Source organism: Candidatus Goldiibacteriota bacterium HGW-Goldbacteria-1 (assembly GCA_002839855.1).
Taxonomy (GTDB): Bacteria; Oederibacteriota; PGYV01; order PGYV01; family PGYV01; genus PGYV01.
In genome coordinates this window covers 245,294-260,564 of sequence record PGYV01000001.1, presented here as the reverse complement: position 1 = coordinate 260,564, position 15,271 = coordinate 245,294, and the positions used below count along the sequence as shown (strand labels likewise).

Here is a 15,271-nt window from a genome sequence, read left to right as displayed (position 1 = left end):
TAATCCCTTTTAAAAGAACCGCGGGAGTAATCCTGCGGTTCTTTTAATTTATAAAACAAAAATGTTGACATCCGGGGATTCGCCCTGTATAACTATATTACCAAATGTTCATATAGTAATACAGGAGGAAAAATGGTTAAAATATTTAAAGCGTACGCGGATGAGACAAGGCTTAAAATCGTAAAACTTCTCCTGTCCAAACAGGCAAAAGGCGGGCTGTGCGTCTGCCAGATTTTAAACGCACTTCAAATGAAACAGGCGGCTGTTTCAAAAGCCCTTAACGTTTTAAAAAACGCGGGTGTTGTCACGGATATAAAAAAAGGGATGTGGGTCTATTATTCAATTTCAGATACTAATCAGACTAAAGACATTAACATCATTATAAAAAAAGAGCTTGGTTCTGATACTATCGCTATAAAAACAGCAGGCGCCATAAAATCCCCGCAGGCATGCTGCGATTCAAAGAGGTGTAAATAATGGAAAATGCCAGAAAGTTGCCTTTCGTTGACAGGTATCTTACAGTCTGGATATTTCTTGCCATGATAATAGGTATAGCTGCCGGTTATTTTATTCCTGCTATAACAAACTCTGTCGCGGCAATGCAGATAGGCACCGCATCGGTTCCCATTGCGATAGGCCTTATACTTATGATGTATCCGCCTATGGCAAAGGTGAAATATGAAAAAATGGGGGAAGTTTTTCACAATAAAAAACTCCTTATATTCTCGCTTATCCAGAACTGGCTGGTGGGGCCTGTTTTAATGTTCGGGCTTGCCGTTCTCTTCCTGCGTAACCATCCTGAATATATGATAGGTGTTATTCTTGTAGGCCTTGCACGGTGTATTGCAATGGTAATAGTGTGGAACGACCTTGCGCAGGGCGACCGCGAACTTGGCGTGGGGCTTGTGGCTTTTAACGCTGTATCGCAGATGCTTTTTTACGCGGTGTATATCTGGTTTTTTATAACCGTCCTGTTAAACGTATTCGGGCTGGTAAAAGGTATTAATGTTTCTATTTCCATGTGGGAATCCGCAAAGGCGGTCCTTATATATCTTGGCATTCCGTTTACGGCGGGGCTTGTAACGCGTTACTCGCTTTTAAGGTTAAAAGGGACAGAGTGGTACGAACAGAAATTCATACCAAAAATATCACCCTTAACTCTTATCGCGCTGCTATTCACAATTATAATTATGTTTTCGTTAAAGGGCGAATATATTATTAAACAGCCGCTTGATGTGCTGCTTGTGGCGGTACCGCTGATATTATATTTTCTGATTATGTGGTTTGGAACTTTCTTTATAGCAAAAAAAATGGGAGCAAATTACAAACAGACTGTGGCTGTGTCTTTTACTGCGGCCAGCAATGATTTTGAACTTGCCATTGCTGTGGCAATTGCCATATTCGGAATCAGTTCACAGCAGGCGTTTGCCACTGTCATAGGCCCGCTTGTAGAAGTGCCTATAATGGTTTTACTGGTAAATGCGGCGTTTAAATTAAAAGGAGGCTTTAAATGAGTAAAGGTGAGGATTGCTGCTGCGGGCCGGCGGCAAAAAATGATATTAAATATATAGAAGTCGGGGAATATTCTATTAGCCGCGGGCCGGATAGCGAAGGCGGATGCTGCTGCGCTGCCGCGAATTCATCTGTGGTTCCGGGAGTTGGTTTTAACTGGAAGCTGTCCGATAAAATGGGAGAGATTGCGGTTCGGCTTGGCTTTAAGCGTATGGATTATGCCATAGCGCCGGGGTTATACGCTGTGGGTAAGCCGGATGAAAACTCGCCGGTTTTAGTGTCCGCAAACTATAAACTTTCATTTGATGTTTTAAGGCGCGACGCAAAAATCGACGCGTGGGTTCTGGTAATTGACACCAAGGGTGTAAATGTCTGGTGCGCCGCGGGCAAAGGCACGTTTTGTGACGCGGAGATTATAAAAAGAATAATAGAAACCAAACTTGATATGGTGGTAACGCATAAAAATATTATTCTTCCGCTGTTGTCAGCGCCGGGAGTGGCCGCGCATGAAATACGCAGGCAGACCGGTTTTAAGGCGGTATTCGGGCCGGTAGAAGCGCGCGATATAAAAAAGTTTATTGATAACGGGATGGAAAATGACACGGCGATGAAGACTGTGGAATTTACAATTTGGCGCAGGGTGGAAGTGTCGTGGCTGGAACTGGTTATGGCAATGGACAAACTGTTCTGGCCCATGATTGCGGTAATAGTTTTATCGGGGATAAGCAGCAGGGGGTTTGTTCTGTACGACGCTGTCTACCGCGGAATGTTTTATTTATACGCCGCGCTGACCGGAATGGTGTCGGGCACGGTGCTGTTTTCTATGCTTCTGCCGGCGCTTCCGGGCAGGTATTTTTCAGTTAAAGGTATTTTCTCAGGGTTGCTGGGAAGCATATTTTTTGTGCTGTTATCCGGGGTCTTAGCCGCGCCTTACATGTATTTAAGGCTGCCGGCATCTGTGATTATCATTATCTCTATAGCTTCATTCACCGCTATGAATTATACCGGGTGCACGACATTCACATCAATTTCCGGCGTGAAAAAAGAGGTAAAAGATTCCATTGGTTTTATAACAGCAGGCGGCATAATTTCCGTTCTGCTTATAATTACAGAGATGATAATGAGGGTGATAATATGAAACTAAGATACATAGATGAATTGGTTTCCATAAGTTACAATCAGGATAAATGCACGGGATGCACAATGTGCGTAAAGGTGTGTCCGCGCGGGGTTTTTAAGATGGAAGGGAACAAGGCTGCGTTTGCCGATAAGGGCGCGTGTATTGAATGCGGCGCGTGCATGGTAAACTGCGCTTACGGCGCGATAAACGTGGAAACAGGCCCCGGCTGCGCCGCCGCCATACTTGGGTCAAAAAACGGCAAAGCAGAGTGCGGCTGCGGTGATGACACAAATTCAGGGTGCTGCGGCGGCGGCAAGAGCGGCTGCTGCTGATTGAAAGTTAACGTATTGACAATAAGGGCTTTAAAGTGCATAATTGAAAAAAGTAAAACATAGCAAAAGAGGTAAAATCCATGAAAAAAACGACAAAAAAGGCAAAAATAGGAACTAACTCTCACATTCACAATGATATATTTAAACAAATAATGAAAAACAAAAAAGCGATGGAAGCATATGACGCTGAAAGCATTATGTTTGATTTTATAGAAAAAGTTAAGGCTGAAATGAAGAAGAAACACCTTACAAATTATGCCCTTGCAAAAAAGGCTCAAATTGACCATCAGGTGCTTGCCCGCATCCTGAACGGTCAAAAAAACGCCGAACTGGCAACGCTTGCGAAAGTGGCAAACGGGATAGGGGCAAGGCTTAAGATGGATTTTATTTTCACTGACAGGTAAAACCATATACAATGAACTTGCAGCCGCAAGCCTAAGAAAATATCCAAAAGTTTCACAATCGCAGATTTAATTGTTGACAAGGGCTTTTTTTTAAGATAACGTATGCACGATAGCGCATATAAGCATATCAGGAGAAAAGATGAGTGACATAAAAAAGTTTTTATACATCCTGGCTGTTTTCTTAATTTTCTATTTTATACCTGTTGAAAGCGTTCAGTTAAAGAATGCCATAATGGAAGCGCTTTATATGACGCAGGATTACGCGCGCCAGCATGTTTTGCTTTGCCTTATCCCCGCGTTTTTAATTGCGGGCGCCATTGCGGTATTTATAAAAAGTAATGCCGTATTAAAATACCTTGGCGCAAAAGCAAATAAATTTGTGGCGTATACGGTTGCATCTGTATCCGGTTCTGTTCTTGCTGTCTGCTCCTGTACCGTGCTTCCCCTGTTTGCCGGAATATATAAAAGGGGAGCGGGCATAGGGCCGGCCACCGCATTTCTTTACTCCGGCCCGGCTATTAATGTCCTTGCAATCATATTGACCGCACGGGTGCTGGGCTTGGAACTTGGTATCGCGCGTATTGTCGGCGCTGTAGTATTCTCGGTAATCATCGGCCTTCTTATGCAGCTGATATTCAGCAAAGAAGAGGAAAAACGCATGGAAGAATTTGTAAATGCGGATAATTCAGAAGAAAGCATGCCCGCGTGGAAACTGATTTCATATTTTGCGGTAATGATTGCGATACTTGTTTTTTTAAACTGGGGTAAAGATGAAAATATGTATGTCTGGAATTTAATATACAGGGCAAAGTGGATTATATCGGGCGTATTGATTGGTGTTCTTGCTTTTATGGTTTTTGGCTGGTTTAAAAAGGACGAAATAAAAGAATGGGGAAAAGAAAGCTGGGGATTCGCGGTGCAGATACTTCCGCTTTTGTTTATGGGTGTTCTTGCGGCGGGATTTCTGCTTGGCAGGCCCGGCCATGAAGCGCTTATTCCTTCAAGCTGGATAGTATCATTAGTAGGCGGAAACTCAATATGGTCAAATTTGTTCGCGTCTGTTGCCGGCGCCCTTATGTATTTTGCAACGCTGACGGAAGTACCGATATTACAGGGTTTAATAGGCGCGGGAATGGGCAAAGGCCCGGCGCTTGCGCTTTTGCTTGCAGGGCCTGCTTTAAGCCTTCCTAATATGATAGTTATCAACAGTATAATGGGTTTAAAGAAAACAGCTGTGTATATTGGCCTGGTTGTAATTATGGCTGCTTTAACAGGCATGCTGTATGGTTTTTTATTCTAATAAAGAGGTGAAGCATGAGTGACTGTTGTGGAAGTTCAAATGACGCGATAATCTGCGCGTGTTCAGGAGCGGCTGACGTGGGTTTTTTAAGCGATAGGGCTGCAAGGATGCTCTCTGTTGCGGGGCACGGCAGTATGTACTGCCTGGCAGGCGTGGGCGCGGATATTGAAAGTTTTGTAAAAGGCGCCAAAGATTCCGGCCGTGTAATTGTTATAGACGGCTGCCCGGTAAAATGCGGAAAGAAAGCAATGGATAATCACGGTGTAAAAAGTGAATCATATGTTGTCACTGAATTTGGTTTTAAAAAGGGCGAAACAGGAATGTCGGAAGACACTGTAAAGGACGCGTTTTTAAAGATTCAGGATGCTGTTTCAGCAAAAGCCCCTTCTGACTGCTGTAATGGCGGCGGTTCTTCGTGCGGCTGCGGCGGTAAGTGCTGATGGAAAGGGCACTGGAAGTATTTGCGGCATTGTCTGACAAAACCAGGCTGCGCACATACAGGTTGCTTTTAAAGGCGGGAAAAGACATCGCGGTATGCGAACTTATAGACGCGCTGTCAGAAAGCCAGTATAACGTGTCAAAACACCTGCAGATACTAAAGACCGCGGGCATGGTAAAGGAAACAAGAAAAGGCAGATGGGTTCTTTACTCTGTCATTGAAAGCCCTGAAGTTGAACTGGCAGAACCGGTCCTTAAAATGCAGGAAGAAATATTTAAAACAGATATGGAAAGGCTGAAAAAACGATTAAGCCTGCGCAATGGCGATGATATTGTTTCGTGCCAGCTTGCAAGGCAGCTTATGGAGGCATAAAATGAAGATAGCTGTTCTGGGTACGGGATGTCCAAAGTGCATTAAGACAGAAGAAGTGGTGCGTAAAGTTGTGGCGGATAATAAAGTTGACGCGGAAGTGATAAAGGTTAAGGAGATAAGCGAAATAATGAAATATAACGTGATGATGACGCCTGCGGTTGCGGTTGACGGCAAAGTGGTTGTTTCCGGCAAGATACCAAGTGAAGCTGAAATTAAAAAAGCCCTGGGGCTTTAAGGAGAATAAAATGAAAAAAATTATTATTGCATTTGTAATTCTGGCTGTGTCTTTTGTATTTATATTTGCGGGAAGCAGGCCCAAAGCTGTTGGTACAAATCAGGTTCAGCCTCAGGAAACTGCTGCACCGGTTAAAGCTGCCGATGTGAAATCCGCGTCTAAAATTAAAGTAACATTTATTGAACTTGGGTCTGTAAAATGCGTGCCGTGCAAGATGATGGTGCCGGTAATGGAAGAGATAGAGAAAAAATACGGCAAAGAAGTAAAGGTGGTATTTCATGACGTGTGGACGCCTGCCGGCGAACCGTACGCGAAGCAGTTTGGGATAAGGGGAATACCCACGCAGATATTTCTTGATGAAAATGGGAAAGAATTTCACAGGCATACCGGATTTTATCCGCTTGAACAGATTCTGCCGGTGCTTGAAAAAGCGGGGGTGAAAATTGAAAAATAAACTTGTTCTGATGTTATTACCGGTAATATTAACGGCTTTCTGCGGATGCGTAAGCGTAAAGCCGGCAAAACTGGTGCTTGCGGTTGATTCAAGCGCGTGCAGCTGCGTAAAAAACAGGTGTGTTAATATGGAAAGCGAAATTAAAAATTTTATTAAAGAAAACACCCTTTCAAATAAAGTTGATTTAAAAGTGTTTGATAATTCAAAAAATGACGGCACCAAAGCTGTTATGGACAAGTATCAGATGGGGCTTTATCCGTATATTGTCCTTGTGGATAAATCTGATCAGGTGCGTTACAGGGCAAGCGCTTCTGATTTTAACAAAGAGAAAATGCTGGAAGAGATAAAATTAATAGCATCTGAAAAGGAAGCGGCGAAATGATTGAACAGATATTCACATCGCTGACCCTTGCCCTTGATAAAGCGCCGGCAATTGCGCTGTCCGCTTCTTTTATATGGGGCATACTTAGCATCCTTTTAAGCCCGTGCCACCTGGCTTCTATACCGCTTATAATAGGTTTTGTGGGCGCTCAGGGGGATAAGATTACGATAAAAAAAGCTTTTTTAATTTCGCTTTTATTCTCGGCAGGTATCCTTATTACAATAGCCGTTATCGGGGTTGTAACAGGCCTTATGGGAAAAATGCTGGGTAATACAGGCCCGTGGGGTAATGTATTTGTAGCTGTTGTTTTTATTATTGTGGGGCTGTATCTGCTTGAAATAATCTCATTTCCTTTTTTAAATAGTATAAGCCAGCCAAAATTTGAAAAGCGCGGATACTGGGCTGCTTTTATTCTGGGGCTTGTATTCGGCGTGGCGCTTGGGCCGTGCACGTTTGCTTACATGGCGCCAATGCTGGCAGTGGCGTTTAACTATGCCGCGGAAAATATTCTGTACTCGGTCCTGCTTGTCACTCTTTACGCCGCAGGCCACTGCGGGGTAATAGTGCTTGCCGGAACATTCACGGAACTTGTGGAAAAATACCTGCACTGGGGCGAAAAATCCAAGGCTGTAATGATTATCAAAAAAGCGTGCGGTGTGCTTGTTATTTTGGCTGCCGTTTACCTTTTATACGGCGCGTTTTTTTAACTGAATATTAACATAAAGTTCATTAACACTTAACAGCCATGATGGATACTGATAAAAATTAAAATCAGGAGGAAGTTATGGAAAAAGTGCTTTTTATCTGTATCCACAACAGCGCGCGGTCACAGATGGCAGAGGCTTATTTGAATAAATTTGGAGGGGAAAAGTTCACAGCTGAAAGCGCGGGGCTGGAACCGGGCGTTTTAAACCCCCTTGTTGTAAAGGTAATGGCGGAAGACGGTATAGACATATCCGGCAATAAAACCAAGAGCGTATTTGATTTTTATAAGCAGGGAAAATTATTCTCTTATGTTGTGGCTGTCTGCGACGCGGAAGCCGCGGAAAGGTGCCCGATATTTCCCGGTACCGGTCAAAAACTTCACTGGCCTTTTAATGACCCGTCAAAGGCCGAAGGGACAGAAGAAGAAAAACTTGCCAAAATCCGCGGTATCCGCGATTCCATAAGATCTGAGGTAATAAAGTTTATCAAAGATTACTCTGAATAGTTTTGTTTTTACCGTAGAGCCGCAATATATTGCGGCTTGCTTTAAGCGGTTGAAGTTAGTCTATGACCTGGTAGACGCGGGTCTTTAGCCCGCGGATCTTTTTAAATTTATGCAGTGGTAGGCGCGCCTTTTAAGGCGCGGCATTTGACCTGATAATTACCTGAAAGAAACGCGCAGAACAACGCGCCCTAAAGGGACGCGGCTGCCAAAACAAAACGTAAACACAATTGTCCCGTCTTCTTTCGCTCGCAAGCTCGCTTCATTGACGGGATTTCCGCTTCGCAGGCTCGCTACAACCGCGGGCTAAAGACCCGCGTCTACCACGGCAAAACCAAGCATCCAAGCCTCTAAGCGTCCAAGCATCCGGTTTATTATCTTCCGTCCCTCTGTTATACTGTTTTTCCTGTTTGACTTGTATATTTTGTAAGCTATAATATGTACAAGCAAAAACAGGAGAAGCCATGTACGACGTAAAATTTGTGGAGTACAAAGGCAGAAGGATACTTTATCACGACATGAAAGACTGCGATGCATCTGAATTCGCGGAGATGCTTAATAAATCCATGGAACTGGCATCTAAAGAGCAGCCGCATTCCATTTTATCAATAGCGGTCGGCGGTGAAAACACACCTATATTTACGGACCATGAAATGTTTATTAATTATCTTAAAAAAAATACCCCATATATAAAAGCTTCCGCTGTTGCGTGCCTTCCTGAAATTAAGGAAAAAATGCTGGCCTCTGTCATGAACGGGGCTGAAAGAAAACTTCAGCTGTTTAAAACCGAAGAAGAAGCCCTTGAATGGCTGATAACGTTTCCTTAAAATTTACACGTAACTGTTAAACTTCTGTATTGTTTTTTCCTTATCCCACCAGACCCTAAAAGGCGTATTTATCCTCTGAACTTTTCCTGTCTTTGCGGAAACATACGCTTTATCCATAACTTCCATTATATGCAGGGATTGTATGGCGTCGTAGGATAATACCTTACCTGCCGGGATAAACTCCGTAAATTTGCCCATAATGTCATACTTGGGGCCCCATTTGGGCATATCAACAGGCGTATAGCAGTCAGGCAGCCCGCGGTATTTTATTTTTTTCAGTTTCTTTGACGGGTTTTTTGTCTGCACCACAATTCCGGGAGCGTCATCTATTCCGTCAAAATGAATATACACAGCGCCGTGCCTTCCGTAGATTACAGTCCTGTTTTCCACATAAGGGTGCTGCCACATGGCTTTTGCGGTTCCAAAGACCCCGCCTTCAAATTCCATAATCATTACGTTATTGTCATCCACGGAAGGGGTTATTTTTTTTCCGTCTGATAAAATTCTTTTAGAAAGAAGGGTGTTGGAAAAAGCGGATATCTTTTTTACCCCTCCCATTATTGTTATCATCCTTGAAAGGGCGTAACAGCCAACGTCAAGCATAGCCCCGCCTTTGGCGATTTTTTTATCATAATACCAGTTGTCCCTGGGAGGCCCGGGAAAAGACAGTTCCGAATGCGCTGACACAATTTTGCCTATGTATTTTTCCTTAATTAAATCAAATGACGCCAGATAGTGGGGGTACTGGTCAAACGGAAGCACCATTAAAAGTTTCTTGTTTTTTTTGGCGGCTTCAGCCATGGCTTTTGCTTCTTTATAATTTACAGCCATTGGTTTTTCACACAGCACATGGCACCCCGCGTTTAAGCAGTCAATTGTATGGCGCGCGTGCAGGGAGTGCGGCGAAGTAACTATAACCGCGTCCGGTTTTATCTCTTTAAGCATTTTTTCATAATTGTCATAATAAGCCGGGATTGAATATTTTTTTGCTTTTGCCGCCGCGTTTTTTATATTCCTGGAAAAAACCGCGCAAAGTTCCGTGTTATTGAGCGCCTGTGCCTGTGTTATAAACCTGTCGGAAATTTCTCCGGCGCCCAAATATGCAATTCTTATTTTTTTCATCAGTCCCTCCTTAAATTTTAACGTTAAAATCATGATACATAAAGGCGCGCTTAAAATCAAATGAAAATATGTTATAATTGATTCAGATGCGGTGAATAGGCTAACGTGACAGCTTGTTTTGTATTCGGGGGAATACGTGATTATTGAATTGATTAACCGCGCTAAGAAACTCTCAAGAACGGTTATTTATTTAACTCCGTTTATCCTTTGTTTAAATTCCGGCCTTTATTCATCTGACGAAAACGGTCCTTATAATTATTTGCCTTTATTGGTGTTGTTTTTAACGGGCGGCGGCCTTGCGCTTTTAATTTTCTGGACGATATACAGAAAACGTGTTATCAGCCTCAGGTACAGCGAGACAAAATACAGGGACTTAATTGAAAACTCAAGCACAATCATACTTGATATGGATACTTCCGGCAGAATAACTTACATGAATAAATTTGCATATAGTTTTTTTGGGTTTAATATGACGGAAATTATGGGCAAGAAAGTTGTAGGCACAATTGTGCCTGAATTTGAAAGTACAGGCAGGGATTTAAAAGCCCTGCTTGAAAAGATATATGAAGAACCTGACAATTATTTCAGCAGCGAGAATGAAAATATGCGCAGAAACGGCGAGCGTGTATGGATTGCCTGGACAAATAAGGGGATATACGGGGCCGGGGGAAAACTGCAGGGGGTAAGGTGTTTTGGAATAGACAGAAGCAGGCAGCGCAGGGTGGAACTGGAACTGATTAAATACAGGCAGCAGCTTGAAGATATGGTTGAAGAACGCGCCGGTGAAATTAAAGTGAAAAATGAAGCGCTTGAAATTCAGATAAAAAAAGTGCGTGAACTTAACATCACGCTTACAGAAGAAAAAGACAATATGAAAAAGATGCAGGACGAACTTGCCGCCAGCGAAATGAAATTCAGGACCCTGTCAGAACAGTCAATGCTTGGGATAATGATCCTGCAGGATAATGTGTTCAGGTATTGCAATGAAGGTTATTCAATTATATCCGGTTATTCAAGCGGCGAACTTTATGCGATGCAGCCGGGGGGCTTTTTAAATTTAATTCATCCTGATGACAGGGCGTTTGTGGCTGAACAGGCGGCAAAAAAACAGTCCGGCGATAAAGATGTGGTGAACAATTACCAGGTTAAGGCTATAACAAAAACCGGCGGGATTAAGTGGATTAATATCCTTTCCAGAACCATCCAATACGAAGGAAGGCCGGCGGATTTTGTTAATATTGCTGATGTAACAGAAATTGAAAATATGCAGGAAAGGCTGAAGGATACAATAGACGCGCTGAAAAAAAGCAATGATGAATTAAGTAAATTTGCCGCCGCCACTTCACACGACCTTCAGGAACCCTTAAGGACAATATCAATTTATGTGCAGATGCTTAAAAAAAGAAATGAAAGCATCCTTGACGCGGAGTCTCTGCAGTATATGCATTTCACGGTTAATGGGGTAAAACAGCTAAGCGCCCTTGTAAGGGGGCTTGTACAGTATATGACGGTCAATAAAGACGGGGACAGCAGCAGAAAAACAGACACTGACACGGCGGTTAAAGGGGTAATAAAGAGCCTTGAAGAGAAGATAGTAAAAAGCAAAGCGAAAATAAATGTGGGTAAACTTCCGGCGGTAATGGCTGAAAGTTCTCAGGTAGTGGAAGTTTTTACGGAGCTTCTGGATAATGCCATAAAGTTTTCCGCAAAAAAGAACAAGCCTGTAATAAGCATTACGGCAAAGCCGGTAAACAAGCACTGGCTGTTTTGCGTAAAGGATAACGGTATCGGAATATCTTCCAGATATTTTCAGAGAATATTTATAATTCTGCAGAAACTGCACATCAAAGATGAATATGAAGGCCCCGGAATAGGCCTTGCGAAATGCAAAAAAATTATTGAAGGGTATGGCGGAAATATCTGGGTGGAATCTGAAGAGGGCAAAGGTTCTGAATTCTGCTTTACCCTGCCTGCCGTTTAAATTTTATTTCTGGCCCGCGCGGTCTGTTATAGCCGACCCGCCGCTGAAAACCTGATACCGCCACTTGGTAAGTTTTTTTGTCTTTTTATCAAATATAAAAGTTTTAAGGACGCCGTTTTTTAAGGTGTTTGCGTACGACTGTGAAGTGGCGTTGCTTAAAAAAGTGGCTGACTGATATTCCGTGTTTTCCACAACGGTGGCCACACGTTCGTCATATACAGCTATTTTTATAGTATCGCCTTCCGTTATTTCCGTGGGTTTGCCGTATTCGGCAAGCATGTCGTCAAACGTCCATTTGTCCAGTTTTTCATTGTTAGAAACCGCAAGGGCATCAAGCCTTACTTTTTCGGCTTTTGCCAGTTCTTCTCTTCCGGCTGAATCTGCCAGTACTATAAGAGCCACAACGCCCAATACGCCGGCAGTTATTAATAAAGCAAACTTTGTGGCTTCGGCGTCTTCTTCGTCGGCTGTTGCGGCAAACACCGGATCAGGCATGCTTAATGATACCGCGGCCAGCATTGAAAATATAAGCGCCGTACATATTAATTTTTTCATAAACAGCCTCCTTGATGATTTTGATAGTATAATAAAATTATATCATAAAAAAATTTGATTTAATTTTGAAATTATTATATATTATTGCAGGGAATTTAAAAACATAGAGGAGGGTATTTGAAAATGGCGGATGAAAAGAAAACATCACTTGGGATTGACGAGAACGTGGAAGGGCTTCTTTGTTATGTGTTTGGCTGGGTAACGGGGCTTATTTTTCTTTTGACGGAAAAGGAAAGCAAATTTGTCAAGTTTCACGCGCTGCAGTCCATATTTTTTTCCATAGCAAGTTTTGTGGCGGGTATAATGGGAATTGCCCTTGCTTTTATTCCGGTAATAGGGCCGCTTTTAAGTCCGGCAGTAACTCTGGGTATAATTGCGCTATGGGTCATTCTTATGGTAAAGGCGTATCAGAAAGAGATGTTTAAACTGCCGGTTATAGGGGATATGGCGGAAAAACAGGTTTAATAATAAAAGTATTTCTAAAGGCGCGGCAGGGTTTGCCGCGCCTTTATTTATTTATCAGGTTCTATGTGAATTACCACGTCTATAATATCAAGGTCTGAATTTAAAAGGCAGTTTTTTACCTTTCCGGAAATTACATGCCCTTCGCGCACTGTTAAATCTCCGTCAAGCTGTATGTGAATTTCCACTGCCAGCATGCTTCCAAGGTGGCGCGTGCGCAGTTTGTGAAAACTTTTAACCCCGTCCACTTTCATGCATAAGTCTTCAATTGACGCAAGCGTCTGCGGCGGCGCGCCTTTGTCTGTTAATTCATTGAATGAAGGCACAATTACTTTTATTGACATCTGAATTATAAAGACGCTTACTATAAGCGCGCCAACGTGGTCAAGAAATCCCCACTGCGGGATAAAAATAGCGCCGGCAACCGCAAGCGCCGCGGGAATTGCTTCCACCGCGTCCGCCCTGTGGTCTGCGGCTTTTGCTATTAAAGCGGGGGAGCGAAGTGATTTGCCGTGTTTTATTGTGTACCGGTGAAGAAGTTCTTTTATTATCATGGAAAATATTGCAGCGTAAAGGGCAATAAGCTCCGGTTTTGCGCCTTGCGGCTCCCTGAAAGTTATTATCGCGTTGTAGCCGATAAAAATTCCCGTTAACGCTATAAGCACTCCCACTATGATTGCGATAAACGTTTCAATACGCCTGTGGCCGTGAGGGTGCGTATCATCAGGCGGCGCAGTCCAGAACCTATGGCCTATAAGCAGCATAATATCTGATATTGTGTCGCCTATGTGGTTTACGGAATCGGCAATCATTGTCTGGCTGTGTCCAAAAACACCGGCTGCCATTTTTAACGCGGCAAGGGAGACGTTTCCTATAAGCCCGATAATAATTACCCGTAAAGACCTTTTACTGTCTGCTTCGTTCATCTGTTTAAAGCCTCCTGATTTTCAACAGTATAACATAAAAAAAATACGGGATAAAAGTTATAATTAAACGGGTTTTATTATATTTTTGTCTTTGAACACAAGTTGTGATAAAATTAGGTTAATTTACAAAACGGGAGATTAAGATGAAAAAAGAAATAAAGGTTGTCATACTTATCCTTTTTATAGCCGCGGTGGTATATGTGCTTAAATTTTCCCCGCTGTCGCATTATTTCTTTACGGAAGACGGAAGGCAGGAATTTTACACGGGGCTGCAGGCTTATCTTGACGGCCTTGGGTTCTGGGCTCCTTTTATGTTTGTACTGATATACGCTTTATCACTTTTATTTTTTGTGCCTGCAAGCATTTTCACTTCCATAGGCGCGCTTTTGTTTGGGCAGTGGTTTGGCCTTGCTTTAAACCTGCTTGGCGCTTACCTTGGCGGCGCGGTTTCGTTTTACATAGCGCGCTATCTGATGAGGGACATGGCAGCCAAGATGCTGCAAAAAGGCCATTTTAAAGCTCTTGATGAAAAAGCGGCGGAACACGGTTTTTCGGTCATAATGTATTTAAGGCTTATGTTTGTGCCTTTTACGTATCTTAATTTCGCTGTAGGGCTTTCCAAGATAAGGTTCAGGGATTTTTTCTGGGGCACAGTGATAGGTGTAATACCGGGGCTTGTGGTAATAACGTTTCTGGTATCGGCTTTAAAAGAACTTGCGATTAAATACGCTGTGCATAAAGACATCATAAAGTCGCTTTCCGCGGACATCTGGCGCGCGGATGTGGTATTGCCTGTGCTGCTTTTTATTTTTTCGTTTTTTATCCCCACTATCATCAAACACTTCAAAAATAAATTCAACGTCACTCCTGAAATAGAAAAAGAAGCGGGAGAAGGGGTAAAATGATAAAAATAGAGAACCTTGTAAAAAAATACGGAAGTTTTACCGCGGTCAAAGGGCTTAACCTTGAAATAAAGAAGGGTGAAATTTTCGGTTTTTTAGGGCCCAACGGCGCGGGTAAAACATCCACCATAAAGATGATGACCGGTTTAACAGAGATTACTTCCGGTTCTGCCTGTATTGACGGGATATGTTTAAGCGATAATCCCGTTGAATACAAACATAAATTTTCGCTTATCCCGGACAACCCGTATATGTTTGAAAAACTGCGCGGAATAGAGTTTATTGAATTTATAGCAAACCTGTATAAGGTGGATAAAGAACACTATAAAAAACAGTATGACAGATATGTGGAAGTTTTTGGCGTGGGTGATTTTGTAAATGATTTTATAGAAAGCTATTCACACGGGATGAGCCAGAAACTTCTGATAGTCGCGGCAATGATACATTCGCCGAAGGTGCTTATCCTTGATGAACCCATGGTGGGGCTTGACCCAAAGTCCATGAGGGTGTTAAAGAATGAACTGAAAGCCGCGGCAAAAGAAGGCATGACGGTTTTTATGTCCACCCATTCAATGGAAACCGCGGAAGAGACGTGCGACACGGTCGGGATTATAGACAAAGGGGAGCTTTTAATAACAGGCACGGTGCAGCAGATTAAAACGGCAAACAGGACAGAACGGCTGGAAGACCTGTTCTTTATGATAACTGATAAAAATAATATCAAATCATGATGTACCGG

General features: G+C 42.9%; 21 protein-coding genes. 18 read left to right on the top strand and 3 right to left on the bottom strand.

Annotated features, from left to right (window positions below; translation table 11 throughout):
• Nucleotides 1-132: 132 nt before the first annotated feature.
• The 14 genes from CVV21_01070 to CVV21_01005 all read left to right on the top strand — a co-directional run bounded on the left by CVV21_01070 (nucleotide 133) and on the right by CVV21_01005 (nucleotide 8,584).
• A complete protein-coding gene (locus CVV21_01070) occupies nucleotides 133-477 on the top strand; it encodes an ArsR family transcriptional regulator (protein PKL92966.1) in 345 nt (114 codons plus the stop codon).
• Complete coding sequence (gene arsB, locus CVV21_01065) at nucleotides 477-1,514, top strand: arsenical-resistance protein (GenBank protein ID PKL92965.1); 1,038 nt, start codon at nucleotides 477-479, stop codon at nucleotides 1,512-1,514. Before CVV21_01070 ends, arsB begins: the two co-directional genes overlap by 1 nt.
• Complete coding sequence (locus CVV21_01060; GenBank protein ID PKL92964.1) at nucleotides 1,511-2,650, top strand: acetyl-CoA synthase subunit gamma; 1,140 nt, start codon at nucleotides 1,511-1,513, stop codon at nucleotides 2,648-2,650. The genes arsB and CVV21_01060 overlap by 4 nt, the downstream gene beginning before the upstream one ends.
• Entirely contained in the window at nucleotides 2,647-2,964 is a 318-nt protein-coding gene (locus tag CVV21_01055; GenBank protein PKL92963.1) for a ferredoxin, read from the top strand. Before CVV21_01060 ends, CVV21_01055 begins: the two co-directional genes overlap by 4 nt.
• 80 nt (nucleotides 2,965-3,044) lie before the next feature.
• On the top strand, nucleotides 3,045-3,368 hold the full coding sequence (locus tag CVV21_01050; GenBank protein ID PKL92962.1) for a hypothetical protein: 324 nt from the start codon (nucleotides 3,045-3,047) through the stop codon (nucleotides 3,366-3,368).
• A 139-nt stretch (nucleotides 3,369-3,507) separates the two neighbouring features.
• Nucleotides 3,508-4,668, top strand: coding sequence for a hypothetical protein (locus CVV21_01045; GenBank protein ID PKL92961.1), 1,161 nt, complete (start codon nucleotides 3,508-3,510; stop codon nucleotides 4,666-4,668).
• 14 nt (nucleotides 4,669-4,682) lie between these two features.
• Nucleotides 4,683-5,108: a zinc-binding protein gene (locus tag CVV21_01040; GenBank protein PKL92960.1), complete on the top strand. Its 426-nt coding sequence runs from the start codon at nucleotides 4,683-4,685 to the stop codon at nucleotides 5,106-5,108.
• The gene (locus tag CVV21_01035; GenBank protein PKL92959.1) at nucleotides 5,108-5,479 is read left to right on the top strand and encodes an ArsR family transcriptional regulator; all 372 of its coding nucleotides are present in this window, start codon (nucleotides 5,108-5,110) and stop codon (nucleotides 5,477-5,479) included. Before CVV21_01040 ends, CVV21_01035 begins: the two co-directional genes overlap by 1 nt.
• Nucleotide 5,480: 1 nt before the next feature.
• The gene (locus tag CVV21_01030) at nucleotides 5,481-5,714 is read left to right on the top strand and encodes a thioredoxin family protein (GenBank protein ID PKL92958.1); all 234 of its coding nucleotides are present in this window, start codon (nucleotides 5,481-5,483) and stop codon (nucleotides 5,712-5,714) included.
• A 10-nt stretch (nucleotides 5,715-5,724) separates the two neighbouring features.
• Nucleotides 5,725-6,168 (top strand): thioredoxin, encoded by a 444-nt coding sequence (locus CVV21_01025; protein ID PKL92957.1) that lies wholly within the window; start codon nucleotides 5,725-5,727, stop codon nucleotides 6,166-6,168.
• On the top strand, nucleotides 6,158-6,550 hold the full coding sequence (locus tag CVV21_01020) for a hypothetical protein (protein PKL92956.1): 393 nt from the start codon (nucleotides 6,158-6,160) through the stop codon (nucleotides 6,548-6,550). Before CVV21_01025 ends, CVV21_01020 begins: the two co-directional genes overlap by 11 nt.
• Complete coding sequence (locus CVV21_01015) at nucleotides 6,547-7,257, top strand: cytochrome C biogenesis protein (GenBank protein PKL92955.1); 711 nt, start codon at nucleotides 6,547-6,549, stop codon at nucleotides 7,255-7,257. The genes CVV21_01020 and CVV21_01015 overlap by 4 nt, the downstream gene beginning before the upstream one ends.
• A 77-nt stretch (nucleotides 7,258-7,334) precedes the next feature.
• A complete protein-coding gene (locus CVV21_01010) occupies nucleotides 7,335-7,760 on the top strand; it encodes an arsenate reductase ArsC (protein ID PKL92954.1) in 426 nt (141 codons plus the stop codon).
• Nucleotides 7,761-8,221: 461 nt separating this feature from the next.
• Nucleotides 8,222-8,584 carry a hypothetical protein gene (locus CVV21_01005; protein PKL92953.1) on the top strand — a complete coding sequence of 121 codons (363 nt, stop codon included), beginning with the start codon at nucleotides 8,222-8,224 and terminating at the stop codon, nucleotides 8,582-8,584.
• Between the two features lie 3 nt (nucleotides 8,585-8,587).
• Here the strand turns inward: CVV21_01005 and CVV21_01000 are convergent, their stop codons facing one another.
• The gene (locus tag CVV21_01000; protein ID PKL92952.1) at nucleotides 8,588-9,739 is read right to left on the bottom strand and encodes a hypothetical protein; all 1,152 of its coding nucleotides are present in this window, start codon (nucleotides 9,737-9,739) and stop codon (nucleotides 8,588-8,590) included.
• Nucleotides 9,740-9,824: 85 nt separating this feature from the next.
• Between CVV21_01000 and CVV21_00995 the strand changes: the two genes are divergently transcribed.
• Nucleotides 9,825-11,687, top strand: coding sequence for a hypothetical protein (locus CVV21_00995; protein ID PKL92951.1), 1,863 nt, complete (start codon nucleotides 9,825-9,827; stop codon nucleotides 11,685-11,687).
• A gap of 3 nt (nucleotides 11,688-11,690) precedes the next feature.
• Here CVV21_00995 and CVV21_00990 read toward each other — a convergent pair whose 3' ends face one another.
• Entirely contained in the window at nucleotides 11,691-12,242 is a 552-nt protein-coding gene (locus CVV21_00990) for a hypothetical protein (GenBank protein PKL92950.1), read from the bottom strand.
• 123 nt (nucleotides 12,243-12,365) lie between these two features.
• Here CVV21_00990 and CVV21_00985 point away from each other — a divergent pair, with 123 nt between their 5' ends.
• Nucleotides 12,366-12,707, top strand: a complete 342-nt coding sequence (locus CVV21_00985) for a hypothetical protein (protein ID PKL93054.1) — start codon at nucleotides 12,366-12,368, stop codon at nucleotides 12,705-12,707.
• Between the two features lie 47 nt (nucleotides 12,708-12,754).
• Here the strand turns inward: CVV21_00985 and CVV21_00980 are convergent, their stop codons facing one another.
• Nucleotides 12,755-13,630, bottom strand: a complete 876-nt coding sequence (locus CVV21_00980; protein ID PKL92949.1) for a cation-efflux pump — start codon at nucleotides 13,628-13,630, stop codon at nucleotides 12,755-12,757.
• A gap of 143 nt (nucleotides 13,631-13,773) precedes the next feature.
• Between CVV21_00980 and CVV21_00975 the strand changes: the two genes are divergently transcribed.
• Nucleotides 13,774-14,535, top strand: a complete 762-nt coding sequence (locus CVV21_00975; protein ID PKL92948.1) for a hypothetical protein — start codon at nucleotides 13,774-13,776, stop codon at nucleotides 14,533-14,535.
• Nucleotides 14,532-15,263: a hypothetical protein gene (locus tag CVV21_00970; protein ID PKL92947.1), complete on the top strand. Its 732-nt coding sequence runs from the start codon at nucleotides 14,532-14,534 to the stop codon at nucleotides 15,261-15,263. Before CVV21_00975 ends, CVV21_00970 begins: the two co-directional genes overlap by 4 nt.
• Nucleotides 15,264-15,271 lie beyond the last annotated feature (8 nt).

Coding starts and splice junctions, on each gene's coding strand:
- CVV21_01070 (PKL92966.1), top strand. CDS start 133: ATGGTTAAAATATTTAAAGCGTACGCGGATGAGACAAGGCTTAAAATC.
- arsB (PKL92965.1), top strand. CDS start 477: ATGGAAAATGCCAGAAAGTTGCCTTTCGTTGACAGGTATCTTACAGTC.
- CVV21_01060 (PKL92964.1), top strand. CDS start 1,511: ATGAGTAAAGGTGAGGATTGCTGCTGCGGGCCGGCGGCAAAAAATGAT.
- CVV21_01055 (PKL92963.1), top strand. CDS start 2,647: ATGAAACTAAGATACATAGATGAATTGGTTTCCATAAGTTACAATCAG.
- CVV21_01050 (PKL92962.1), top strand. CDS start 3,045: ATGAAAAAAACGACAAAAAAGGCAAAAATAGGAACTAACTCTCACATT.
- CVV21_01045 (PKL92961.1), top strand. CDS start 3,508: ATGAGTGACATAAAAAAGTTTTTATACATCCTGGCTGTTTTCTTAATT.
- CVV21_01040 (PKL92960.1), top strand. CDS start 4,683: ATGAGTGACTGTTGTGGAAGTTCAAATGACGCGATAATCTGCGCGTGT.
- CVV21_01035 (PKL92959.1), top strand. CDS start 5,108: ATGGAAAGGGCACTGGAAGTATTTGCGGCATTGTCTGACAAAACCAGG.
- CVV21_01030 (PKL92958.1), top strand. CDS start 5,481: ATGAAGATAGCTGTTCTGGGTACGGGATGTCCAAAGTGCATTAAGACA.
- CVV21_01025 (PKL92957.1), top strand. CDS start 5,725: ATGAAAAAAATTATTATTGCATTTGTAATTCTGGCTGTGTCTTTTGTA.
- CVV21_01015 (PKL92955.1), top strand. CDS start 6,547: ATGATTGAACAGATATTCACATCGCTGACCCTTGCCCTTGATAAAGCG.
- CVV21_01010 (PKL92954.1), top strand. CDS start 7,335: ATGGAAAAAGTGCTTTTTATCTGTATCCACAACAGCGCGCGGTCACAG.
- CVV21_01005 (PKL92953.1), top strand. CDS start 8,222: ATGTACGACGTAAAATTTGTGGAGTACAAAGGCAGAAGGATACTTTAT.
- CVV21_01000 (PKL92952.1), bottom strand. CDS start 9,739: ATGATTTTAACGTTAAAATTTAAGGAGGGACTGATGAAAAAAATAAGA.
- CVV21_00990 (PKL92950.1), bottom strand. CDS start 12,242: ATGAAAAAATTAATATGTACGGCGCTTATATTTTCAATGCTGGCCGCG.
- CVV21_00985 (PKL93054.1), top strand. CDS start 12,366: ATGGCGGATGAAAAGAAAACATCACTTGGGATTGACGAGAACGTGGAA.
- CVV21_00980 (PKL92949.1), bottom strand. CDS start 13,630: ATGAACGAAGCAGACAGTAAAAGGTCTTTACGGGTAATTATTATCGGG.
- CVV21_00975 (PKL92948.1), top strand. CDS start 13,774: ATGAAAAAAGAAATAAAGGTTGTCATACTTATCCTTTTTATAGCCGCG.
- CVV21_00970 (PKL92947.1), top strand. CDS start 14,532: ATGATAAAAATAGAGAACCTTGTAAAAAAATACGGAAGTTTTACCGCG.